We start from the raw sequence: 22050 nt of genomic DNA, 5'->3' as shown, positions 1-22050 counted from the left end.
GATCCCCTCTTACGTCACGTTATTCCACCTTCTCCGACGGCAACGGGAACTCCAGAACGGCGCGCAGGCCCGGATCGTTGCCTTCAAGTCGAAGTGCGCCACCGTGCAATTTCATCACAGCCTTGGCAAGGCTTAAACCGAGTCCAGAGCCGGGTTGTGTGCGGCTTTCCTCAAGGCGAACAAAACGTTCCGTCGCCTGTTCGCGTTTTTCCTCCGGAATGCCGGGGCCGTTATCGGCAACGATGATGCGGACCCAGTTCGGATCACGTTCCATCGAAAGACTGACGGTCGCGGTCCGCTCATCACCGCCCGCATATTTGATCGCATTATCAACGAGATTCGAAATCGTCTGCCCGACCAGTTCGCGGTTGATGTGAAGCGCAACTTCATCAAGATCGCCAAGCGTGAGATTCACGCCCGCATCTTCGGCGACCGGTTCGTACATTTCGGCCACGTCCCGAAGAATGGGCGCCACCGGCATGTTTTCGAGACTCTCCGATGAATAGCCCGCTTCAAGCCGCGAGATCATGAGGATTGCGTTGAAGGTACGGATCAGTTGATCCGACTCGCCAATGATGTCTTCCAGAGCCTCACGATATTCCGGGCCAGCCTTCTTACCGGAAAGGGCTTCTTCCGCACGGTTGCGCAGGCGCGTAAGCGGTGTCTTGAGATCGTGGGCGATATTGTCGGAGACCTGTTTCAGCCCTTCGTTCAGTTCGAGAATCTTGCCGAGCATGACATTGAGATTGCCCGACAGGCGGTCGAATTCATCGCCGGAACCGTTGACCGGAAGCCTGCCCGTCAGGTCGCCATCCATGATGCGCTGTGAGGCCTTCGATACTTCATCGATGCGCTTCAAGGCGCGCCGCCCCACGAACAGCCATATCAGCAGCGCCCCGATTCCCATGATGCCCAGCGCCAGCATGAGCGACCGGCGGACCACATCGCGGAACCGTTCCGGTTCGCCAAGATCACGGCCAACCAGCAGCCGCATGCCGTTCGGCAAGGCGATCACGACCGCAATGGCGCGGTGTTCCGTCTCGGCGCCCTGCTCGCCGTAGCGCCGATATTTAAAATCACGTTCGATAACGCCATTCGTGTCCAGAACACCGGGTTCCACGCTCTCGACATTGCCCGCAAGGATGCGGCCCGTCGGATCAGCGACCAGATAGAGGTAGGCGCCCGGCTGTCGCGAGCGATAGTCGATGGTCCGCACAAGCTGCGGAATGCCGCCTCGCGCATAGCTCTTGCCGATGCTGCCTATTTCCTCGCCGAGCGACTGCTGGGTCTGTGCAGCCAGCATGGAGGCGGACAGATTGGTCATATAGAAGACCAGCGCCACCGCACCCACAATGAAGAGCAGCAGATAAAGCGTCGACAATCGAACGGCGGTGGTGCGCATGAGCGCGGAAAAGCGGCCCATTAGAGCATTTCTTGTTTAAACTGAATCATAGGACACGCTCTATCCTTTTGTTTTTACGCATGTCTTTATCCCAAAACCGGTTGCCACTTTTGGGAGACATGCTCAATCCACCTTGGTGCCTGTGGACTGTTTCGACTTGCCAGCCTTCAGCATGTAACCGGCGCCGCGCACCGTGTGAAGCAACGGAACGTCAAAGCCCTTCTCGATCTTCGAACGCAAACGCGAGATATGCACATCGATCACATTGGTCTGCGGGTCGAAGTGGTAATCCCAGACATTTTCGAGCAGCATGGTGCGCGTCACGACCTGTCCGGCGTGGCGCATCAGATATTCGAGCAGGCGGAATTCGCGGGGCTGGAGGGTGATGTCCACATCCTGACGGCGCGCAGTGTGCGCAAGCCGGTCAAGCTCCAGATCGCCGACACGGTAGATCGTATCCGCCTCACGCGGGCTGGAACGGCGCTGCAAAACCTCGACGCGGGCCAGCAGTTCCGAAAATGCATAAGGTTTGGTCAGATAGTCGTCGCCGCCGGCGCGCAGGCCCGTAACGCGGTCATCCACTTCGCCCAGCGCGGAAAGAATCAGGACTGGCGTTTCCATGCCCTTGGCGCGCAAACCTGCCACCACGGACAGGCCGTCGCGCTTTGGCAGCATGCGGTCGACTACGAGAACATCGTAGCTTCCATTTTCGGCCAGCGCATAGCCGGTCTCGCCGTCACCGGCGATATCGGCGGAATGTCCGGCCTCGGTGAAGGCCTTCTCCAGATAGCGGGCCGCTTCGCGGTCATCTTCGATAACGAGAATCTTCATGGCGCTACTATAATAGTGTTTGAGGATAAGGCGATGCCAGGCGGTGCACCGCCTGGCATCGAATTTCTCAGAGCCTTGAGCAGCCGGTCATCATCCCTGATCGATCGGCAGGGCCACGAAGCGGCTCTGGTCGTTGCTCTGCAATTGCAGCAGCACCGCCTTGCGACCCGACTTTTCGGCTTCGCTGATGGCGTTGTTGATGTCCTTGGCGCTCTTCACCGTCTGGTTGTTGACACTGACGATGATGTCGCCGGAACGGATACCGCGGTCGGAGGCGTCGCTGTCGGGATCGACATCGGTCACCACCACGCCGTTACCGTCTTCGGACGGGGTCACGGTGAGGCCATAGGAGTCGAGGGTCTCGTTCTGGCCGCCGCCATTGTCGGTCGAAGGGCTGGCCGACTTGCCCAAATCGCCAGGCATAGCTTCGATGGTGACGCTGATTTCCTCGGCCTTATTCTTGCGCCAGACGGTCAGAGCCGCCTTTTCACCGGGAGCAACGCCCGCCACCTTGCGTGCCAGATCACGAGTGTCCTGCACGGTTTCGCCGTTGACTGCCGTGATCACGTCGCCGGACTGGATGCCAGCCTTGGCAGCCGGTCCATCCTTCTGCGGCGAAGCGACGAGTGCGCCCTTCTCTTCGGCAAGGCCGAGCGAAGCCGCGATATCCTTCGTCACCGGCTGGATCTGTACGCCAATCCAGCCACGTTCCACCGAGCCCTTCTTGATGAGCTGGTCAACGACCTGCTTTGCGGTCGAGGCCGGGATTGCAAAGGCAATGCCCACGCTGCCGCCCGAAGGCGAGAAGATGGCGGTGTTGATACCGATGACCTGACCCGACAGGTTGAAGGCGGGACCACCGGAGTTGCCCTTGTTCACGGCCGCGTCGATCTGGATGAAGTCGTCGTAAGGACCAGCGCCGATATCACGGCCACGGGCCGACACGATACCGGAGGTCACCGTACCGCCGAGACCGAACGGATTACCGACAGCCACGACCCAGTCACCGACGCGGATCTTGTTATCGTCGCCGAATGCGACATAGGTGAACTTCTGCTTCGGATCGTTGACCTTCAGCACGGCCAGATCGGTGCGCGGGTCGGTGCCGATCAGCTTGGCGTCGAGTTCCGTGCCATCGTCCATGACCACACTATAGGCATCGCCGTCGGAAACAACGTGGTTGTTGGTTACGACATAACCGTCTTCAGAGATGAAGAAGCCGGAACCTTGGGCAACCGGACGTTCGTGGCCGGGACGAGGACCGCGCTTGCCGGGGCCGCGGCGATCAGGGCGCGCATCGGGACGTGCATCGCCGCGCGGGTCCATGCCAAAATCACGGAAGAAGCGCTTGAGCGGATGGTCGTCCGGAAGCTGATAGAAGCCCTGAGGGCCGGAGAACTGGCCACCCCCACGATCAGCGGTTTGCTGCACGTCCTTCTTGACACGGACGCTGACGACAGCCGGACGAACCTTCTCAACGAGATCGGCAAAACCCGCAGCCTGCGGCGGCGGCGTTACCTGCACGGCATCCGCACGGGCGTCATTGAGCGCACCGATAGGACCGGTCGCGACAAAACCACCGGCGAGAACGGCCGACAATGCGATCGCGGCAACGCTCTTGCGATAGTTGGAAATCCTGGCTCTGGACATGTATTTCTCCTTACGAGCAGTAATCCGGCCGCGGTCCTGATCATTCAGGAAACGTGGACCTGTGAAACCTTTATAGAGCGTAAGATAGTCAGGGCTACCTTACCGCTCCGTTTCCACCACATGAAAGTTTCGTAAGGTTACGAATAACAAATACCGGCGACCGGCGCCTATTTTCCGTCGAGCAGGCGTGATAATTCCGCCTTTTCGCTTTCGGTAAGCGGCTGGGGCGCCTCCCCCACCCGCTTGCGTCCGCGAAAGGCGAAAACCAGCGCTACAGCACCGATCAGCAATATGACGACCGGAAATCCCCACAGGAGTACGGTGCGCGCGTTGAGACGCGGCTTCAAAAGCACGAACTCTCCGTAACGGTCGACGATGAAGTCCATCACCTGTTCGTCACTGTCGCCTTCTTTCAGCCGGTCACGGACAAGAATGCGGAGATCGCGGGCAAGCTCGGCATTGGAATCGTCGATGGATTCATTCTGGCAAACCATGCAGCGCAGTTCGCCGGAAATGGTGCGGGCGCGCTTTTCAAGCACTGGATCGGAGAGAACCTCGTCCGGATTGACGGCGAGCGCTGCAGTTCCCTGAAAGGCCAGGGCTGCGCCAAGCAGAAGTGCCGCAAATGCCGAGCGCGTTTTCATGCCGCGGCCTCCGCCTCTTGGCGAGCCGATTTGCGGCTGCGCGAAGGCGCACCCACCCGCAGGCGCCGGTCAGCCAGAGAAAACAGTGCACCCACCATCATGACGAGAGCCCCGTACCATATCAGTGTCACATCGGGCTTCCACCAGATACGGACGACGACCGATCCGTCCCCCGGTTCGTCGCCAAGCGCAACATAGACCTGGCTGAACCATAGCGTCTTGATGCCTGATTCAGTTGTCGGCATCTGGCGAGCCGGGAAAAACCGCTTGGACGGTTCGATTTGTCCAAGACTGCGCGAGCTGGAATCGAGCAGCGTGAAAGTACCGCGATTTTCGGTGAAGTTGGAGCCAGTGAGCGGGCGCAGGCCTTCAAAGCGCAGCGTGTAATCCTGTACCCTGGCGGTATCGCCCGGACGCATGATCAGCACATTTTCCGTGCCGAAAGTGGTGACGCTCACGATGCCCAGCAGTGTCACGCCGAGCCCGATATGGGCAAGTGCGGTACCGAAAACCGAGCGCGGCAAACCCTTGAAGCGCGCAAACGCCTTGCTCGCGGAGACCTTGCCTATGCCAGCCTTGAGCACGAGGTCCGTCAGGCTGCCGAAAATCAGCCATGCCGCAAGCCCGATCCCGCAGGCGGCGAGAACCGATTTCGCCGATGTGCTCCACAGGACGATTGCCGCAGCCACGAGCGAGAGCGCGAAAGCCGTCATCAGCCGCTGCGAGACGCCGTAAAGATCGCCGCGTTTCCAGGCGAGCAGCGGGCCGAAGGGCACCGCGAACAGAAGCGGGATCATCAGGGGGCCGAACGTCATGTTGAAGAACGGTGCGCCAACGGAAATCTTGTCGCCGGTCATCACTTCCAGCAGCAGCGGATAAAGCGTGCCGATCAGCACGGTCGCAGCGGCGGTCGTCAAAAACAGATTGTTGAAGACCAGTGCACCTTCGCGCGAAATCGGATGGAAGATGCCGCCTGCCGTCAGGCACTGCACCCGGAGCGCGAAAAGCGAGAGCGAACCGCCAATGAAGATTGCAAGGATGGCCAGAATGAAGAGGCCGCGCCCCGGATCGGTGGCGAAGCTGTGAACCGAAGTCAGAACGCCGGAGCGGACAAGGAAGGTGCCGAGCAGCGACAGCGAAAAGGTGAGGATCGCCAGCAGCACGGTCCAGATTTTCAGCGCCGAGCGCTTTTCCATGACGAGTGCTGAATGGAGCAGTGCGGTGCCGACCAGCCAAGGCATGAAGGATGCATTTTCAACCGGGTCCCAGAACCACCAGCCGCCCCAGCCAAGCTCGTAATAGGCCCAGTAGGAACCCATGGCGATGCCGCCGGTCAGGAACATCCATGCGACAAGCGCCCATGGGCGCACCCAGCGCGCCCATGCAGCATCAAGGCGCCCCTCCAACAGGGCCGCCACGGCAAAGGAGAAACAAACCGAAAACCCGACATAGCCGAGATAGAGCAGCGGCGGGTGGATCGCGAGGCCGATATCCTGAAGGATCGGGTTGAGATCGCCGCCCTCCATCGGAGCCGGAAAAATACGGGTAAAAGGATTGGAGGTGAAGACGATGAACGCCAGAAAAGCCACCCCGATCCAGCCTTGCACGGCGAGGACATTGGCGCGCAGCGTTTCAGGCAGGTTGCCGGAAAAAGCCGCGACCAGCGCACTGAAGAAGGTGAGAATAAACACCCACAGCAGCATTGAGCCTTCGTGATTACCCCAGACGCCGGTGATCTTGTAGAGAAGCGGCTTTTGCGAGTGAGAATTCTCGACCACATTCAGGACCGAGAAATCCGACACGACATAGGCATGGACAAGCACGGCGGATGCAAGGCAGATCAGCGCAAAGACTGCAATTGCAGTCGGGGCGGCGACTGACATGAGCTGTGGGTCGCGACGATGCGCGCCGACCACCGGCACGATCGATTGGACAATCGACAGTGCCAGTGCCAGAACCAGAGCAAAATGGCCTATCTCGACGCTCATCTGCAGTCTCCATCAGGCACGCAACCGGACATCGCCGGTTGGAGTGCCCCAACTGTTACTTGCCTTCCCAGACGCCCTTTTCCTTTAGGCTGTCGGCAAGGTCCTTGGGAATGTAATTTTCGTCGTGCTTCGCCAGCACGTTGTCGGCGCGGAAAACCCCGCCATCACCGAAACGCCCTTCGGCGACGACGCCCTGCCCTTCGCGGAAGAGATCAGGCGGAATGCCCTCGAACACGACCTTCACGGTCTTGATCGTATCGGTCACCGTGAAACGCAGTTCGCTGCCCTGGCGGCTGACCGACCCTTCCTCGACGAGACCGCCGAGACGGAACCGCGCGCCTGAGGCCATGTCCTGTTCCGTCAGGTCGGCTGGCGTGCGGAAAAAGCGAATGTCCTGACTGAAAGCCATCAGCATCAGCCCGACCGCCACAGCCAGAACTGCCAGCGCGCCGCCGATCAGGAACAGGCGCTTGCGCTTTCTCTGGCTTACGGTACGGGCGAAATTGGCCGCTGGTTTGCTTTTGCGTGCGTTGTCGTCTGCGGTCGCGCTCATTTTTGTGCGTTCCCTGCCTTTAGATCTAGTCCAAGACCGGCTGCGAAACTCTCAAGGTTCGACCGGCTTTCGCCTTCAAGGGCTGTCATTCCGCGATTGAGAGCGTCGAGCGCTGCATCGCGGCGGTTGAGGATCATATAGGAGCGCACAAGGCGCTTCCAGCCTTCGACATCCCCGCTATTCTGGCGAAGACTTTCATCGAGACGTTGAACCATGCCTTCGATCATCGCCTGCCGGTCTTCGGGGCTCATCGACGAAGCGGCATCGACATCGTCAGCCGTTGGCCCCTTCGGCTGCTGCTGAACAGCAGCAGGATCGCGAAGCCGGGCGATGGCCTGTTCAATCTGGCCGCGCCACGGCGCGTCGGCGGGGGCTTTGTCGAGGAACGCCTGCAGGCGGTTGGCCGCCAGATCCATGCGACCATCCTGCATCTCACCCTGCGCGAGATAGAATTGCGGGCGCACATCATTCGGTTCGAGATCGGCAGCCTTCCTGAAGAAACCTTCGGCCTCGGCGGTAACAGTACCGCCTGAAGCGGTTGCCAGTGCTTCACCCAACCCCAGAACGCGCGGGAAATTCTCACCCGCGATACGAATGGAGCTGCGATATGCATTGACGGCATCGGCAGCGCGGCCAAGCCGCAAGTAAATCGGCGCCAGCACATCCCATCCACGCACATCGTCGGGATTTTGTGCCAGATGCGCTTCGGCACGCGCTACCAGCTCATCGACAGAGCCACGATCCGCGCTTGCCGAAAGCCGCTCGGCGAGCGGCATGGACGGCATGTCCGGCTTTCCGAACAGCGGGTAGACGCCCCAGGCGACCAGCGGCACTGCAAGCACCGCCAGAAAAGCGAGCAACCGGCCCGGTGTCGTCTTGCCTGCGGCTTCGGCAGCTTCCCTCGCTGACTTTTCGGCGTTCAAAATGCGACGTGAAATTTCGATGCGCGCCTGTTCGGCGCTTTGCGGGTCGATCATGCCTCGGGCAGCGTCGGCTTCGACCTCGCGCAATTGGTCCCGATAGACCTCAAGGTCGTTCTTTTCAGCGGGCAAAAACGCCTGCTTGCGCCGCGTGAGAGGCAACAAAACAACCAGAGTGGCTGCCAATGTCAGTAATGCTGCAATAAGCCAGAATCCCATGGCTACGACTTAAGCGCAGCCAAGGGAAAAACCAACCACTACCTGCAGTAAGTTGCTGCCTAGGGCAATTCGCCGCAAAGGATGTCAGGTCAATGGCGTCCAGCTGCCATCCGGATTGCGACAGGCCGTTCCGCGCGAAGTCTGCTGCGATCCGCCGATGGTGAAGCTGTGCGAATACTGGCGGCAATTCTGGGAGCCGACCTGATAAGGCTGCGCCGCAGTCACATCGCCGGAATTCGATCCGCTGCCGCTCCAGGATACGACCTTGCCCGCGGGCGAATATTCGAGCGCGCGATATTCGGCCTCAAGCGCCTTCTTTCGGTCGGCTGCATTCAGCTGATTTGCCGAACTGCCGAGAAGACCATTGCCGAGCGGCGTCAACAGGCTGGTTTCCGGCTTCTGCGCCGCAGAGCCGCCGCCTAGCGAGCCAAGCCCGATCCCCTTGCCGGTGGTCGTGCCACAAGCTGACAATGCAAGCGCCACGGCAAACATCGTCGAAGCAACTGAAACCGGGTGAGAAGACAACCTGGATACCATTACCATAACAACCAGCCTTCATGAACAATTAGCACGCATACTATAACGGCATGCGGCTTTTCAATTTATCTTCTAGTTCGCTTTCAGCCAAAAACAACCGTCAATCTTCTGTCAGGGGCAACAGGACACGGACTCCCAGTCCGCCGAACGAACTCTTGCCCAGATGCAAGCCGCCGCCATATTCGCGGACGGTATCCTGCACGATCGCCAGTCCCAGCCCGGTTCCCGGTTTCGTTTCGTCGACGCGGCTGCCACGTTTCAGCGCCGCCTCGATCTTGTCCGATGCCAGCCCCGGCCCGTCGTCTTCGATCAGGATTTCGAACTGGCGTTGCTCGCCGGAAACGGGGGAAAGCCCGATATTGATGCGTTTGCGGCCCCATTTGCCCGCATTCTCCAGCAGGTTGCCGACGATTTCTTCCAAATCCTCCCGTTCCCCCGCGAAGACCGCGTCAGGCAAATCGTTGCGGAACATGACCTTGAAAGCCGGGTTGAGCTTGGCCGTCACCCGCTGCATGCGCTCGAGAACCGGGGTCACAGGCGTGCGGAAAACAACGCTGTCGCGCTGCGCGGCGATTCGTGCGCGTTGCAGATAATGCTGTATCTGCACCTGCATCGCCTCGCTTTGTTCCTGGACGATGCGCCCATGTTCGCCGCCCATGCTTCGTGCTTCATTGACCAGCACCGAAAGCGGTGTCTTGAGAGAGTGGGCGAGATTGCCGACCTGTGTTCGCGACCGTTCCATGATGCGGCGATTGTTTTCGATCAGCGCATTCATTTCGCTGGCGAGTGGCGCGATCTCGACAGGCAGCGACGTGTCGAGCTTTGACGAACGCCCCTCGCGAATGTCGGCCAGAGACTGACGCACCTTGTCGAGCGGGCGCAGTCCGAACAGGATTACGGCCGCGTTGATGAGAATGCTTCCGATGCCGAAGATCGCCAGATAGGTCGCGAGGCTGGTTCTGAAATCGGATATTTCCTTGAGGACTTCGCTGAGATTGCCCATCACGCGAAAACGCGCAACCCGATTGGCGGCGTCCAGAACCACTTCGGTTTCAACGATGAAAAGTTCCTCGCCATGGAGACCGGGCAAGGTGTAGCTGCGCATGAAGGAACTGTCGAACGGGGCCTGCGAGACCGGCATTTCCGGCACGATGCGACCAAGCAGCGAAGGTGACTGCAGTTTTCCGGACAGATTCGGCGTGACGGGGTCGACAGACCAGTACCAGCCAGAGAGCGGGCTGGAATAGCGCAGTTCTCCCAGTTCAGGCCGCCCCTGCAAGAAGCCTTCGCCCGACGTACTGACGGCGCCGACAAGGCTGAACAGATGGGCGGTCAAAAGCCGCTCGAAGTTGCTGCGCGCAGCTTCGCCGTACAGGGAGCCGATAAAGGTCGCGACCACCACAAGGGCCAAGATAACCCAGATCGTTGAGAGGGTGACGACGCGGACCGCGAGCGAACGCAGCGGAGGAAAGACGCGAAGAAGCTTCAGCTGTCGTTGCCTTTCGTTTCGCCCCCGCCTTCCGAACGGATGCGGTAGCCCATGCCGCGCACGGTCTCGATCAGGTCCACGCCCATCTTCTTGCGCAGGCGACCGACAAAGACTTCGATCGTGTTGGAATCGCGGTCGAAATCCTGATCGTAAAGGTGTTCCACCAGTTCGGTGCGTGACACCACTTCATCCATATGGTGCATAAGATAGGACAGAAGCCGGTATTCATGCGAGGTCAGCTTGAGCGCGACGCCGTTGATGCTGGCCTTCGATGTTTTCGTATCGAGATAAAGCGGCCCGCAGACAAGCTCAGACGACGCATGGCCAGCCGCACGGCGGATCAACGCGCGCAGCCGCGCCAGCACTTCCTCGATATGGAAAGGCTTGGCAACATAGTCATCGGCGCCCGCGTCGATGCCGGCAACCTTGTCGCTCCAGCGATCACGGGCGGTGAGCATGAGAACGGGCATGGCGCGGCCACTGCGCCGCCAGCGCTCCACGACGCTGATGCCGTCCATGCGCGGCAGGCCGATATCGAGCACGACCGCGTCATAAGGCTCGGTGTCGCCCAAATGATGGCCTTCTTCGCCGTCATAGGCGCGGTCGACCACATAACCGGCAGCAGCCATTGCTTCCGCAAGCTGCCGATTCAGGTCCTTGTCGTCTTCAACGATCAGGATACGCAAGCGGACATTCTCCCTCAATCCATTACCGAATGGCGGTGAAAGCCGTTGTCATTGAGCGCATCCCGAAAAAGCGAAGCGGTTTTCGGAGGAAGATGCGCGTCAAGACAAACTGGCAGAGCGGTTTCGACGATTCAGTCTGACGAAACCGCCCTATTGAGCGGGAACAGCCACTTCAACGCGGCGCGGACGTTCGCCATCACGGCCCGGCACCAGCACGACGACCACACACATGGGGCGGCCATTCTGCGTCGTGGCAGTTGCCTTGGCCAGTTGGCCACCCTGCTGGGCGGCCACCTGTTCGCCGACCGCGGCGCAATCACCAGCGGCAGCGACAATGAGATTGGACTTCTGCGGCGCGGTTATCGGCAAGGCACCGGCACTGACCGGCAGCAAGCCAATACTAACGGCGAGAAGCGCGAAAACTTTGAGTGCAGGGTTCTGTTTCATCATGCCGCCTTATATAGCGCCCAACAGCTGAATGATGCATGAACAACCAAACTTCTTGCGGGCCCAAAGGAAAAATCAGCATCTGACTATCACGGTTTGTGTAATTATGAAATGCGTGATGTTGCCCCGATGCGCCCGATAATCGTAACAATTCCGGCAATTGCGGTCGCCAGTTGCAGCAACACATCCGTTAGCGCGCCCTGGTCGAAGAGATCCGTCGCCACGCCGAAAACGCCCGCAAGCGATAGAAAAAGCGCAACCAGACCAGCCCAGACCGTGCGCGAAAGATACCATGATTTATCTGCGTTCATATTTTTTCCTGTCAGTTGCCGACACGCCAATTGAGTTCAAATCCGACTTCCGACGCTTGCAGACAGCCACAACCGCACCGTCCAGCCATATGAAAGGTGTCTCGGCATTCTTCACGACCGACGCGGCCTGCTCTGTTTCAAAATGCCCGCGTGAGGCGCGCGTGAGTTTCCAGCGATTTAGACCGATTTCCTCCTCATCCAAAACAGGAGCACCCTCCCTTCTCCATTGGGCGAGCAGCAGGCCTGTATTGGCGCCATTCAATATCTGCGCCCTTGGCCGCGATTGCATCTCGTCGGAATGAAGTGCGACCTCAACCGATTGCCCCTCCACCACCCTTCCCGTTGGAGCGCCTGGCTTGCCGATTCCAGTGCGATCTCGAAGGTCACCTCGGCATCGTGATTGCCACCAGACCATGCCAACGTCGAACCAGCTCTCGGCGAGGCTTGTTTCCCGCCACGACAGGCGAGCGTCCCGCCCCTGTCCCTCTCCCTCACCGGCGAACGCCGCAAAGCCCGTGGCAAATTGGGTATTCGCGGCAGTTCGGCTCAGCCCCGTATTCCGCGTGAGCCAGCGTTCGAATTCACGGATCGTCGGCAGTCCCCGCCTTGCCGCTGCTCACACGCCTGCGGCCGCATCGGAAAGGTGACGACCGAGATCTCCCAAAGATCGGCTTTGATGATGTGGCGCGGGCCAGTGCGGGCATCCGTGCGCGCCTTGACGGTGCGAAAGCCGATGGACAAGCCTTCCAGCCGCCGCCGCGCATCAGTTCCAGCGCATCGCGCACCCGCGCCAGCCTGCCCTCTACATAAAGGCCGCGCGCATCCTCGCAGATTGCCGTCCACATGCCGATTGGCTCCGCCGCATCATGCTTGCCAGAGCATCCGCACGTCCGACACGCGGCCTTGGCGGGCGAGCGGGCGATCGCCCCCCGTTCGACGACGTCGTTGTGCAGATCGGACAGGCCGAAGACACTGGCATAGCCGGAAAGGCTACCGGCCAGCTCCACATCCTCGATGGCGAGAGCGGGCTGCATCGTTTCGGGCCGCATATCAAGCATCGCCATTGCTTTCCCTTTCCTCAGTCAGGATTCCAGGGATCGGCGCCTTTTTCAGCCGTTCAGAAAAGCGCTTGAAGATGCCAAGCGCCGACCAGGCGGTAATGCTTACTGCAGCCGATCCCATCAGCATCAGCTCGGCCCGGCCAAGCAATCCGCTGAGAGCAAGGGTATCGGTAATCTTGACGCCAGCCGCTCCTCCGAAAACCATGCCGCAAATGATGCCGACGGCGAAACGAATGGCCGCTTCACGCTTTCCATGCGGCAGCATATAGGCGAGCGATACGGCAGAACCTGCCATCGCGCCCACCATCTTGGCGAACCATATCCACGTCGTCTCCGAGGTAAATACTGCATCGGTGAAGTTCGTCATGATGACCTCCTGGCTGAATGCGGTTGGTAGCCCACCGCATCGCGTTTCTTCTTCGTCGCTGAGAAATGAGGCATCGAAAATGCGCGCCGTCGAGTTCCCGCCGTCCCAGAGGCATCTCGCCATAGCGGTCGCTGATCGTCTGCATGAGCCTTGCGCCAGATTCGCGGAGTTTTCGTCCGTGCGCATGGGCGTCATCGAAACCGAGGCGTCGCGGACCAACGCTTTCAGCAGCGGAACCGCTCGCGGTGTCATTGTCACGACCTGTCTTGGAGAAGCGCGCAGACGCAAGTCGAATTGCAGCATGCCCCAGGTTTCCTTCAGGTGCGCCAGGTAACCATAGGGGACAATTGCGCATCACGCGCCTGAAACAGCCATTCCTCCTCCGCTGCTTCCACTTGCTGCGGCGTCAGGCCTGCCGTCCAGGATCCCCCACGCCCGAATTTTTGCACGCGCCAGGATTGCATCGCGCGTCTTCACCTGCGAATCAGCCGCAGCGGATGAACAGTCCAGATTGAGGCGATTGAGACGGTTGAGATACTGGCTTACCGGAACAGACAGCAATAGCGCGATATCCGCGGGGTCGATGCCGTGTGCAACCTGCAATTGGTGCGTCAGACGAAGGCGTGCTTCGCCACGTGCTAACTTATCCACAATTTTAGGGTGTACCATCACAATTTTTACAATTGTCTAAAAGACATAACCCTGAAAAGCCGCTATAGCCTCTCAGGGTTATGCACACCGGTATCTGCCGGGTATATAGCAGGGACCGGCGACAGTCACACTTTGTCGACCGTAGATAAAACCTAGCAAAGCACCGTTACGCCGTCAAGGACTATTTTCCTATAATTTGATTTTGTTCCTATCCATATAAAGTTGCCAGGGCCTTAACCATTTCACATGAGCTGTGGCTTATTTATCTGCTATGATAGACACTCCATCTGTCTGCGACAACCAACCGTGCCGAAGTTAGTGAATGCGTAAGACGGCAGAAAAAGAACCGGGAAGCGAGAAGCGTAAACCGTTCAGGGTTTCGCGCCTGATCGGGCTCGACGCGTGGATCGATTCCACCCTCTACAGCCTGCGCTACAGTCTCGGCGAGTGGTGGGAAAACATCACCATCTTCTCCCGGCGTTTTCGCGTGCGCGGGTTCCGGCGTTTCGTCGTCGAGGTTCTCGACGAGGGATTTACGCTCGGGGTTACCGGAGCGGTGCTGATGCTGGTGCTGGCCTTGCCCGCCTTCGAGGAGACCAAGAAGGACTGGCGCGCGCAGGACGATTATGCCGTCACCTTCCTTGATCGCTACGGCAATGAGATCGGCCAGCGCGGCATCCTGCATCGTCAGGCCGTGCCCATCGATGAATTGCCGGACCATGTCATCAAGGCCGTGCTCGGCACCGAGGACAGGCGCTTTTTCGATCATTACGGCATCGACTTCTGGGGCCTGACCCGCGCTTTCAGCCAGAACATGCGCGCCAATGGCGTTGTCCAGGGCGGCTCGACCATCACCCAGCAGCTTGCCAAGAACCTGTTTCTCTCCAACGAGCGCACCATCGAGCGCAAGATCAAGGAAGCCTTTCTCGCGCTCTGGCTGGAAAGCAATCTCAGCAAGAAGGAAATCCTGCAGCTTTATCTCGACCGCGCCTATATGGGCGGCGGAACCTTCGGTATTGCCGCCGCATCGGAATTCTATTTCGGCAAGAACGTGAAGGATATTTCGCTTGCGGAAGCCGCGATGCTGGCCGGTCTTTTCAAGGCGCCTGCCAAATTCGCCCCGCATGTCAACCTGCCGGCGGCGCGTGCACGCGCCAATGTCGTGCTGTCCAATATGGTTGAAAGCGGTTTCCTGAGCGAAGGGCAAGTCGCCGTTGCGCGCCGCCATCCGGCAAGCGTCATCGACCGCGCCAAGAACGAGAGCCCCGACTATTTTCTCGACTGGGCTTTCGAGGAGGTGAAGAAGGTCGCCGCCAATATTCCTCAGCACACGCTGATCGTGCGCACGACGCTGGACCGCAACATCCAAAAGGCGGCGGAGGAATCGCTGGAATATCACCTGCGCCAGTTCGGCAAGGATTATAATGTCTCGGAAGCGGCGACCGTTGTGATCGCCAATGACGGCTCCGTGCGCGCACTGGTCGGCGGGCGGGACTATGGCGAAAGCCAGTTCAACCGCGCCACCAAGGCATTGCGGCAGGCCGGTTCGTCCTTCAAACCTTATGTCTATGCGGCGGCGATGGAAAAGGGGCTGACGCCCAGCACCATAGTCTCGGACGCGCCAATCAGCTGGGGCAACTGGTCGCCCCGCAATTATGGCCGCAGCTTTGCGGGCCGCGTCGACCTGACCACCGCGCTTGTCCGTTCGCTGAACAGCGTGCCGGTGCGGCTGGCGCGCGATTATCTGACCACGGCCCCCATCGTTGCGCTGACCAAGGCGATGGGCGTGGAATCGCCGATCTCGTCGCACAAGACCATGGTGCTCGGCACATCGGAAATGACGGTGATGGATCAGGCTACCGGCTTCAACGTGTTTCCAAATGCGGGCATGGCCGGTAACCGCCACGCCTTCACGCAGATCGTTTCATCGGATGGCAAGGTGTTGTGGGATTTCGGTCGCGATGCACCGAAGCCGCACAGGGCGTTGTCGGAGAAAGCGGCGCTCGAGATGAACTCCATGCTGGTACAGGTGCCGGAACGCGGCACCGGACGCCGCGCCGCACTGCCGACGACGCGCGTTGGCGGCAAGACCGGCACGACGCAGAATTATCGCGACGCATGGTTTGTCGGTTTCACCGGCAATTTCACGGCGGCGGTGTGGTTCGGCAACGACAATTTCACCCCGATGAAGGAAATGACCGGCGGTGTCCTGCCTGCCATGGCTTGGCAGCGGATGATGGCTTATGCGCATCAGAACATCGAACTGAAGCCCATACCGGGCGTGACGCCGCCCTTCCCCGCGCCGCCCAAGAAGAGCGAGCCGCAAGTGGCCAACGCCAAGCCGGAAGAAGTCATGGCCGCGCCGCCGCGCGTGCTCTCGCCCATGTCGACAAAAGTCATCAAGGAACTGCATGACCGCTTCCTTGCGGCACCGCCTCTGCCTAAGATCGCCGGGCGCACAAAAGTATCGGTACTCTGAGGGGCGATGTTCAAGACGATATTCAACACGGCGATTGTGCTTGTGCTGGCGCTCGGCGGCGGCATCTGGAGCGTCGACAAGGTGCTCGACCGGTTCGAGGGTTTCGGTGAACTCCGCGTCGGGGCCTGGAGCGCCTATCCGGCGGCTGGCACGCCGGATGCCGATCCCTATTCCAAGGCCCGTGCGGCCCGCAAAGCCTATCTCGCGCTTGGAACGGCGGAAGGGCTGCCTTTCTATGCGCGTACCGACAATGGCGGGCGCACATTGCAGCGCGGCTGCACTTATCGCCTCAGCGGCCTAACCCCGCCCGCCCGTTTCTGGACGGTCTATCCGGCCACGCCCGATCTCGAGCCGATCACGCCGCGCGACGGATTGCTGGAAGCGCTGCATTCCCGCGAGGTGCTTTATGGCGATGACGGCAGCGTCACGATCACCATCGGCCCGGATGCCGCGCCCGGCAACTGGCTTCCCGTCGAAGGCGGCGGCGATTTCGTTCTCGTCATGACGCTCTACGACACGCCTGCGGCATCATCCTCGGGTCTTTCCGATCTGGTCATGCCGGGGCTGGTGCGTATTGCGGGAGCAAATCCGGGAGCGTGCCGTGGCTAGAATTTTCCGCCTCGTCCTTCTCGGCATCATCGGCGCGGCGATCGTCCATATCGCGGTTCTCTTCCTCGTTCCCTTCTATTCCGACAAGAATGCCTGGTCGCGGATCGAAACCGGAAGCGAGCCATACCGCTTCCAGCGGTTGGATCAAAAGACCGGTCCGGTCAGCGACAGCGACCCGCTGATACAGGAAGCCACCTGCCGCTTTGATCTTGCCGACGGCCCCGTGCACATCACGACAGGCGCAAACGTGCCTTACTGGTCGCTCTCGATCTACGCGCCCAACGGGGACAATCTCTACAGCCTCAACGACAGCGTTTCCAACGAACGCAAGCTCGACCTGATCCTTGCCGATCCCATCGGCATGGCAAGTCTGCGCTCGGATGGTTCGCAGGCTGATGCGCGTTCGATCCTGATCGAGCAGAATATCGGCGAAGGCGTCGCCGTGCTGCGCGCTTTCGTGCCCGATGGAACGTGGAACAGGCAAGTGCAGCGCTTCTTCACCGAAGCGCGCTGTGCGCCGTTTGAGGGTCTCTAATACCCGTGCCCGGCATTTTCAGCGCGTGATGCGTTGGCATCCCGGCGTCCCGCCTTAATGCGTTTCCGACGACCCCGGTTCGACTGGAACCTCTCCAAGCCTGAAGCGATGCTGTTTCTTTTTGGCACGGTTAATGAGTTGCTAACGCTTCAACGCTACTATCCGGAACACCGACCCATGCGGGGTGCATTTGCGCGCAAGCCGGCCGCTGCCGGAGGCGTGATCTGCGATTTGGGGCGGGTGAGTTGTGTGCCTACCGGAGTATTCTGCGTGACAAATGATCAGTTCCGCGCCCTGGAGGATATTTCAGGCCACCGGAGCCCGTCGAATTCAAAAGCGGGGAGCAGCAAGGCGGACGACCTTCTGGCGGCCGCCATTTCGGCATTCGCGGGTATCACGCGCCCCGGACGGCAGGATATGCAGCAGCTCGAAGATCTTGCCATGCCCCTTCTGCAATGCGCTTCCACCCGCGGCAAGCGCCACGCAGCCAATGCACTGGCGCAATTGGAAGACGCGCCACGCCGCCTCATTCTGGCGCTGGCCGACCAGCCCGTGGAAATCTCCGCGCCTATTCTCCTGCGCTCTCCCCTTCTGCGCCCGTCCGACCTGATCGAGATCATCGGCAGGAACGGACTTGCCCATGCGCGCGCTGTTGCACGGCGTCAGTCCGGCGATGTGCTTCTGCAAGGCGTGCTGCGCAGTTTTGCCGATCCGGTGATCGACCGCACGCTGGCGCTTCAGGAAAATCTCGCCAATATGGAAGCCGAACCGCTGGAAAAGCCGGATGTACCCGACCTTTCGGCCGCCAGAACGCCGCTGATGAAGGAAGGCAGTTCCGAGCGGCTGGCGCGCGCGCTGCAACAGCCTTTCTACGAGACAGGTGCGGCCACCGGCGCGCAGCATCTCATCGATACCGCGCTTCTGATCGACAGCCAGTTCTTTCGCAATGCGCTGGCCGATGCGCTCGACATTTCGTTCGAGCGGGCCGATGCGATCATCGGCCAGTGGCCGGATTCACATCTGCCGATTGCGCTCAAGGCGCTGGGATTGTCGCCTGCGGAATGCTATCTCACCATGACAGCCATTCTGGGACCGATCGACACCAATCGCGACAGCCTGCGGGAGTTCGTCCACATCTACCGATCCATCGACCGCGAAAAGGCGATGGCGCTCGTGCGGCGCTGGAAGGCTGAAGACATGTCGGCCATGCTGCGCGGCAAACTGCGCGAAATGGCGGAAGCCGAAGACGATACCCCGCTCGTGGATGCGGCCAATTCCGATCATCCCTCCCGCCAGCGGCTGGCGAAATAAGCGCATCAAAAAATTCAGAACGCCTCTCCGTCCTGCGAAATCGAGAACAGCGCCGAAGCATCGGCAATATCTTCCAGTTCGACCAGCCACAGGTCGGGGTCGAAGCGGGTTTCCCGCGCCATGCGGTCACTTGCCGCCATGTCATCGGCGTCATGAAGAATGCGCAGGAACATGCGCTCCCCGTCATGATCTTCTTCATAGGAGGTTTGCGGCGCTGGCGAATAGAGATCGCAGGTGCCGAAGCGCGAGCTTACCTTGATGAAGATCGCGCCGGCTTCCGGCGAGCCGCGACGGGCGAGATAGGCAAAGCCGCCCTCGCCCTGCACCTTGCGGATCAAGGCTGAAACCCAGAAATCGGATGTCAGGCGCATCGCAAATCCATCAACTGATCAGGCCGATCTCGCGCATCTTGGCGATGAGCGTTCCATCGATTTCGCCCGTCACCGGCAGGCTGAACAGTTTCTGGAATTCGCGCACCGCTTCCTGTGTCGACTTGCCCGGCTGTCCGTTCACCGGCACCGTGTCGTTGCCGAATGCCTTCAGCCCGGCCTGCACGCGGATGATATCCTGCGAACTCACCTTCGCCGACTGACCGGCGGGTGCTGCCGCGACCTGTTTTTTCGGCGCCGGTTTTTCATAGGAAGCAAGATCCGGCTTCGGTTTGGAAACTGTTTCCGATTTCAGGACAGCGGGCTGCGGACGCGGCGATGGAACCGCGACCTCGATGGCTTTTGCCACATCGTCCCGAGCCGGAGTGCGGTTCGGGTTACCGTTTTGGGTGTCGGCCAGCAATTGCGGCGGGATGTTGGCCTCCTGCACGCCGAGCTTCTGCTGCAAGGCGCGCCAGCGTTCCACCGCTTCGCGGGTCTGCGGCCCGGTGAAACCGTCCACCGGCCCCTTGTAGATTCCAAGCGTCGAAAGCCGATACTGCAGCCGCGCGATTTCCAGATCGGCATTGGGCGCAAGCGCCGGCAGCATATCGTCCACCGAGGCGTTCATATTCAGCCGGTCAGCCGACAGGTTGGCGGGTTCCAGCGGTTGGGCTGGCTCGTTGTTCACCTCCGCTGCGGAAGCGCTTTCGGTCGGTTTCGGAGCGTTGTCGCTCGCCGCCGCCGTTCCCGGCAGGACCGCGCGCGGCGTTGGGTTGAACACGAAATCCGGCCTTGTGCGGAAGAACACGGCATTATGCGCCTCCGGCTGATACCAGAGCGCATTGGCCGAAACGAAACTCATGACCACCAGAAACGCGGTTGCCCCGCCGGTGAGGACGGGGTTGCGCGCGATGAACTCTCCGGCGGCAATTGCCAGCGCGGAGGCCGAGGTGAAGAAGAAATGGAGGAGCCGCGATCCGAGACTACGCCGTTTTGCGGGTTTGCGCATTTTTCTGCTCCCGGATTTCGTCGTTCTGCCAGTCATGACGCCTTTCTCCGTGGTGACGGTGCATGTCGATCACCATGCCAAGCTCTGGGCCAAGCTCCTGATATTCGTCTTCTCCCATCACAAATTGCGGACCCGCCACCGGAAGGCGGACCGTGACGACCGTGCCTTCGCCGGGGCAGCTTTTCAGCTGCATCGTTCCCTGATGCAGTTCCACCAGCCCCTTGACCACCGAAAGGCCGAGGCCGCTACCTTCCTGCGCGCGCGCATAATTGTTGTTGGCGCGCACGAATGGCGTGCCGATGCGCTGCATGTCTTCCGGCTCGATGCCGATGCCGGTATCCGACACGCTGAATTCCAGCATAGCACGGCCTTCGGCCATAACGCGCGCTGCATCGATGGTGACGCAGCCGCCGCTTTGCGTGAACTTCACCGCATTTCCGGCAAGGTTGAGCAGGATCTGCTGGACGGCGCGGCGGTCGGCCACCAGTTCGCCAATACCGTTGCCGACGCGATGGCAGAAGGCGACGCCTTTCTTTTCAGCCAGCGGCAGCATGACGGCGGTGCACATTTCGGCTGCTTCGCGGAAAGCGAGCGTCTGCGGATCGATGCTGTAATTGCCGGTCTCCAGACGCGAATTGTCGAGAACGGCGTTAACAAGCTCCAGCAAATAATGGCCGGACTGGTGAATGAGGCCCGCATATTCGCGCTGCTTTTCACTGGCGAGCTTGCCGCCCATTTCATGCGACAGCATGTCGGAAAAGCCTATGATGGAATTGAGCGGCGTGCGCAGTTCGTGGCTGACGGCGGCAAGCAGACGGCCCTTGCCGATGCGCTCCGATTCCAGCTCCGCTTTCAGCGTGGCAATCTCTTCCAGAAGCTTCTGCTCGCCTTCCAGCGAACGGCCGATCAGCGTGATAGCGTGGGCGCTTGCAGCTCCTTCGAGACGATAGGTACGGAAGATGGTCTCGCCATTTTCGATGGAGCGCAGGCGCACGTCGATCTTGCGTACCGTGGCACCGGCGCGTAGATCGGCCAGAAGCGAAAGATATTCCACGCGGTCGGCCACATGCACGCGGTCGATCAGGGCCGTGCCTTCCAGCATTTTCGGCTGCACGCCCAGAAGCTTGGCAGAATTTGCATCGACCGAAGACACCACGCCTTCCATGTCGAGGCTGAACTGCACGTCACCGGCAGCAACCGCGATCTGCGGTGCGCCGACCTTGATCTCGGCAGGTTTGGCAGCGTTCACAAAGCCACGCGCCACAAGGCTTGCGGCATAAAGGACAAGAACCGCGACAGACGCATAGCTGCCGCCGGAAACAGCGCCGCCGCTTGCGGTCGCGAGGAAAGCCAGAATCATGGCGGCGAACGCAGCGCCTGCTGCGGCAGCGCCCGGTCGGCGGGTCGCAAACCAGACTTCAAGCGGCAGGCCTGCCGCCATCAGCCACAGAACCGCATTGCCATGCGAGAAGGCGCCAATGGCAGCGAGACCCGCGCCATAGGCGGCGAAATTCAGGCCCGCCAGAACGGGCGCGGCAACGCCCATCAGCGACAGCGCGCACAGGATCATGGCCACGCCTGCAAAGCTGGCGGCGAGAATGGCAAATTCCGTGAAGCCCGGCGTTACACCGGAGCCGAGCACCGCAGCACAAAGCAGGACCGGCACGGTGAGAACCGAGCCGATGACACGTATGGAGGCCGCGTCGGGTGTGGACACCCAGCGGCAGCAGAAACGTTCGTAAAAACGGCTGATCGCCTGCACGCTCGTGCGGACGGTATCGGCTGTTTTCAAAAGAATGGCGTTCAACGTGCCCTACTCACTCAATACTCTTGCATGATCCGAACTGGAAACCCTTCGCCGTGGCGACGCATTCCCAGCCAGCAACAGATTGCAGCGGAGGCTTTAAAGAAACGATAAAGCGGGAGCGCCCAAAGCGGATAAGTGACATGCCGGGTCTGCTTTTCTGTCTATGGTAAACA

22 protein-coding genes and 2 pseudogenes are annotated in these 22050 nt (G+C 60.2%); 4 read left to right on the top strand and 20 right to left on the bottom strand.

Annotated elements, in window-relative coordinates:
• Positions 1-19 precede the first annotated feature (19 nt).
• The 17 genes and pseudogenes from ACOWVS_RS03360 to ACOWVS_RS03280 form a co-directional block, all read right to left on the bottom strand.
• Positions 20-1423 (bottom strand): sensor histidine kinase, encoded by a 1404-nt coding sequence (locus tag ACOWVS_RS03360; protein ID WP_075041626.1) that lies wholly within the window; start codon positions 1421-1423, stop codon positions 20-22.
• A gap of 102 nt (positions 1424-1525) precedes the next feature.
• Positions 1526-2233 (bottom strand): response regulator transcription factor, encoded by a 708-nt coding sequence (locus tag ACOWVS_RS03355; protein WP_075041625.1) that lies wholly within the window; start codon positions 2231-2233, stop codon positions 1526-1528.
• Between the two features lie 90 nt (positions 2234-2323).
• Positions 2324-3883, bottom strand: a complete 1560-nt coding sequence (locus ACOWVS_RS03350) for a Do family serine endopeptidase (RefSeq protein WP_006466348.1) — start codon at positions 3881-3883, stop codon at positions 2324-2326.
• A 167-nt stretch (positions 3884-4050) separates the two neighbouring features.
• Entirely contained in the window at positions 4051-4527 is a 477-nt protein-coding gene (locus ACOWVS_RS03345) for a cytochrome c-type biogenesis protein (protein WP_006466347.1), read from the bottom strand.
• On the bottom strand, positions 4524-6515 hold the full coding sequence (locus ACOWVS_RS03340) for a heme lyase CcmF/NrfE family subunit (protein ID WP_075041624.1): 1992 nt from the start codon (positions 6513-6515) through the stop codon (positions 4524-4526). Before ACOWVS_RS03340 ends, ACOWVS_RS03345 begins: the two co-directional genes overlap by 4 nt.
• Positions 6516-6570: 55 nt before the next feature.
• The gene (ccmE, locus tag ACOWVS_RS03335; RefSeq protein WP_006466345.1) at positions 6571-7068 is read right to left on the bottom strand and encodes a cytochrome c maturation protein CcmE; all 498 of its coding nucleotides are present in this window, start codon (positions 7066-7068) and stop codon (positions 6571-6573) included.
• Positions 7065-8207: a c-type cytochrome biogenesis protein CcmI gene (ccmI, locus tag ACOWVS_RS03330; RefSeq protein ID WP_075041623.1), complete on the bottom strand. Its 1143-nt coding sequence runs from the start codon at positions 8205-8207 to the stop codon at positions 7065-7067. The genes ccmE and ccmI overlap by 4 nt, the downstream gene beginning before the upstream one ends.
• Before the next feature lie 84 nt (positions 8208-8291).
• Entirely contained in the window at positions 8292-8750 is a 459-nt protein-coding gene (locus tag ACOWVS_RS03325; protein ID WP_006466343.1) for a hypothetical protein, read from the bottom strand.
• A 94-nt stretch (positions 8751-8844) separates the two neighbouring features.
• Complete coding sequence (locus ACOWVS_RS03320) at positions 8845-10155, bottom strand: ATP-binding protein (RefSeq protein WP_075041622.1); 1311 nt, start codon at positions 10153-10155, stop codon at positions 8845-8847.
• A gap of 74 nt (positions 10156-10229) precedes the next feature.
• On the bottom strand, positions 10230-10919 hold the full coding sequence (locus ACOWVS_RS03315; protein WP_025091278.1) for a response regulator transcription factor: 690 nt from the start codon (positions 10917-10919) through the stop codon (positions 10230-10232).
• Positions 10920-11069: 150 nt separating this feature from the next.
• Positions 11070-11366, bottom strand: a complete 297-nt coding sequence (locus tag ACOWVS_RS03310; protein ID WP_006472696.1) for a hypothetical protein — start codon at positions 11364-11366, stop codon at positions 11070-11072.
• A gap of 104 nt (positions 11367-11470) precedes the next feature.
• Entirely contained in the window at positions 11471-11677 is a 207-nt protein-coding gene (locus tag ACOWVS_RS03305) for a hypothetical protein (protein ID WP_022568935.1), read from the bottom strand.
• Positions 11664-12008, bottom strand: a complete 345-nt coding sequence (locus ACOWVS_RS03300; protein WP_075041621.1) for a phage tail baseplate protein — start codon at positions 12006-12008, stop codon at positions 11664-11666. The genes ACOWVS_RS03305 and ACOWVS_RS03300 overlap by 14 nt, the downstream gene beginning before the upstream one ends.
• Positions 12009-12223: 215 nt before the next feature.
• Positions 12224-12711: pseudogene (locus ACOWVS_RS03295) on the bottom strand (HK97 family phage prohead protease).
• 16 nt (positions 12712-12727) lie between these two features.
• Complete coding sequence (locus ACOWVS_RS03290; RefSeq protein ID WP_039852893.1) at positions 12728-13105, bottom strand: DUF6107 family protein; 378 nt, start codon at positions 13103-13105, stop codon at positions 12728-12730.
• Between the two features lie 13 nt (positions 13106-13118).
• Positions 13119-13423, bottom strand: a pseudogene (locus ACOWVS_RS03285) (ATP-binding protein); the annotation flags it as partial.
• 36 nt (positions 13424-13459) lie between these two features.
• Positions 13460-13774: a hypothetical protein gene (locus tag ACOWVS_RS03280; protein WP_139309251.1), complete on the bottom strand. Its 315-nt coding sequence runs from the start codon at positions 13772-13774 to the stop codon at positions 13460-13462.
• A gap of 304 nt (positions 13775-14078) precedes the next feature.
• Here ACOWVS_RS03280 and ACOWVS_RS03275 point away from each other — a divergent pair, with 304 nt between their 5' ends.
• From ACOWVS_RS03275 to ACOWVS_RS03260, 4 genes are all read left to right on the top strand, one after another.
• A complete protein-coding gene (locus tag ACOWVS_RS03275) occupies positions 14079-16235 on the top strand; it encodes a penicillin-binding protein 1A (protein WP_075041619.1) in 2157 nt (718 codons plus the stop codon).
• Positions 16236-16241: 6 nt separating this feature from the next.
• Positions 16242-16844 (top strand): DUF1214 domain-containing protein, encoded by a 603-nt coding sequence (locus tag ACOWVS_RS03270; protein WP_006466336.1) that lies wholly within the window; start codon positions 16242-16244, stop codon positions 16842-16844.
• Positions 16837-17379 (top strand): DUF1254 domain-containing protein, encoded by a 543-nt coding sequence (locus tag ACOWVS_RS03265; RefSeq protein ID WP_039852424.1) that lies wholly within the window; start codon positions 16837-16839, stop codon positions 17377-17379. The genes ACOWVS_RS03270 and ACOWVS_RS03265 overlap by 8 nt, the downstream gene beginning before the upstream one ends.
• Before the next feature lie 270 nt (positions 17380-17649).
• Positions 17650-18690, top strand: a complete 1041-nt coding sequence (locus tag ACOWVS_RS03260; protein ID WP_039852892.1) for a DUF2336 domain-containing protein — start codon at positions 17650-17652, stop codon at positions 18688-18690.
• Between the two features lie 14 nt (positions 18691-18704).
• Here the strand turns inward: ACOWVS_RS03260 and ACOWVS_RS03255 are convergent, their stop codons facing one another.
• The 3 genes from ACOWVS_RS03255 to ACOWVS_RS03245 form a co-directional block, all read right to left on the bottom strand.
• Positions 18705-19061 carry a DUF1491 family protein gene (locus ACOWVS_RS03255; RefSeq protein ID WP_006466333.1) on the bottom strand — a complete coding sequence of 119 codons (357 nt, stop codon included), beginning with the start codon at positions 19059-19061 and terminating at the stop codon, positions 18705-18707.
• A gap of 10 nt (positions 19062-19071) precedes the next feature.
• On the bottom strand, positions 19072-19923 hold the full coding sequence (locus tag ACOWVS_RS03250; RefSeq protein WP_420703583.1) for a peptidoglycan-binding protein: 852 nt from the start codon (positions 19921-19923) through the stop codon (positions 19072-19074).
• 121 nt (positions 19924-20044) lie between these two features.
• A complete protein-coding gene (locus tag ACOWVS_RS03245; RefSeq protein ID WP_006466330.1) occupies positions 20045-21877 on the bottom strand; it encodes a sensor histidine kinase in 1833 nt (610 codons plus the stop codon).
• Positions 21878-22050: the final 173 nt, after the last annotated feature.

This window comes from Brucella sp. IR068, assembly GCF_049065885.1.
Lineage (GTDB): Bacteria > Pseudomonadota > Alphaproteobacteria > Rhizobiales > Rhizobiaceae > Brucella > Brucella intermedia.
Note: the sequence above shows the minus strand (reverse complement) of the source record. Positions and strands in the feature narration are given on the sequence as shown.

What these genes read in the sequence shown, in the direction of transcription:
- ACOWVS_RS03360 (WP_075041626.1), bottom strand. Translation starts at nt 1,423, where the DNA reads ATGGGCCGCTTTTCCGCGCTCATGCGCACCACCGCCGTTCGATTGTCG.
- ACOWVS_RS03355 (WP_075041625.1), bottom strand. Translation starts at nt 2,233, where the DNA reads ATGAAGATTCTCGTTATCGAAGATGACCGCGAAGCGGCCCGCTATCTG.
- ACOWVS_RS03350 (WP_006466348.1), bottom strand. Translation starts at nt 3,883, where the DNA reads ATGTCCAGAGCCAGGATTTCCAACTATCGCAAGAGCGTTGCCGCGATC.
- ACOWVS_RS03345 (WP_006466347.1), bottom strand. Translation starts at nt 4,527, where the DNA reads ATGAAAACGCGCTCGGCATTTGCGGCACTTCTGCTTGGCGCAGCCCTG.
- ACOWVS_RS03340 (WP_075041624.1), bottom strand. Translation starts at nt 6,515, where the DNA reads ATGAGCGTCGAGATAGGCCATTTTGCTCTGGTTCTGGCACTGGCACTG.
- ccmE (WP_006466345.1), bottom strand. Translation starts at nt 7,068, where the DNA reads ATGAGCGCGACCGCAGACGACAACGCACGCAAAAGCAAACCAGCGGCC.
- ccmI (WP_075041623.1), bottom strand. Translation starts at nt 8,207, where the DNA reads ATGGGATTCTGGCTTATTGCAGCATTACTGACATTGGCAGCCACTCTG.
- ACOWVS_RS03325 (WP_006466343.1), bottom strand. Translation starts at nt 8,750, where the DNA reads ATGGTAATGGTATCCAGGTTGTCTTCTCACCCGGTTTCAGTTGCTTCG.
- ACOWVS_RS03310 (WP_006472696.1), bottom strand. Translation starts at nt 11,366, where the DNA reads ATGAAACAGAACCCTGCACTCAAAGTTTTCGCGCTTCTCGCCGTTAGT.
- ACOWVS_RS03305 (WP_022568935.1), bottom strand. Translation starts at nt 11,677, where the DNA reads ATGAACGCAGATAAATCATGGTATCTTTCGCGCACGGTCTGGGCTGGT.
- ACOWVS_RS03290 (WP_039852893.1), bottom strand. Translation starts at nt 13,105, where the DNA reads ATGACGAACTTCACCGATGCAGTATTTACCTCGGAGACGACGTGGATA.
- ACOWVS_RS03280 (WP_139309251.1), bottom strand. Translation starts at nt 13,774, where the DNA reads ATGGTACACCCTAAAATTGTGGATAAGTTAGCACGTGGCGAAGCACGC.
- ACOWVS_RS03275 (WP_075041619.1), top strand. Translation starts at nt 14,079, where the DNA reads ATGCGTAAGACGGCAGAAAAAGAACCGGGAAGCGAGAAGCGTAAACCG.
- ACOWVS_RS03270 (WP_006466336.1), top strand. Translation starts at nt 16,242, where the DNA reads ATGTTCAAGACGATATTCAACACGGCGATTGTGCTTGTGCTGGCGCTC.
- ACOWVS_RS03255 (WP_006466333.1), bottom strand. Translation starts at nt 19,061, where the DNA reads ATGCGCCTGACATCCGATTTCTGGGTTTCAGCCTTGATCCGCAAGGTG.
- ACOWVS_RS03250 (WP_420703583.1), bottom strand. Translation starts at nt 19,923, where the DNA reads ATGAGTTTCGTTTCGGCCAATGCGCTCTGGTATCAGCCGGAGGCGCAT.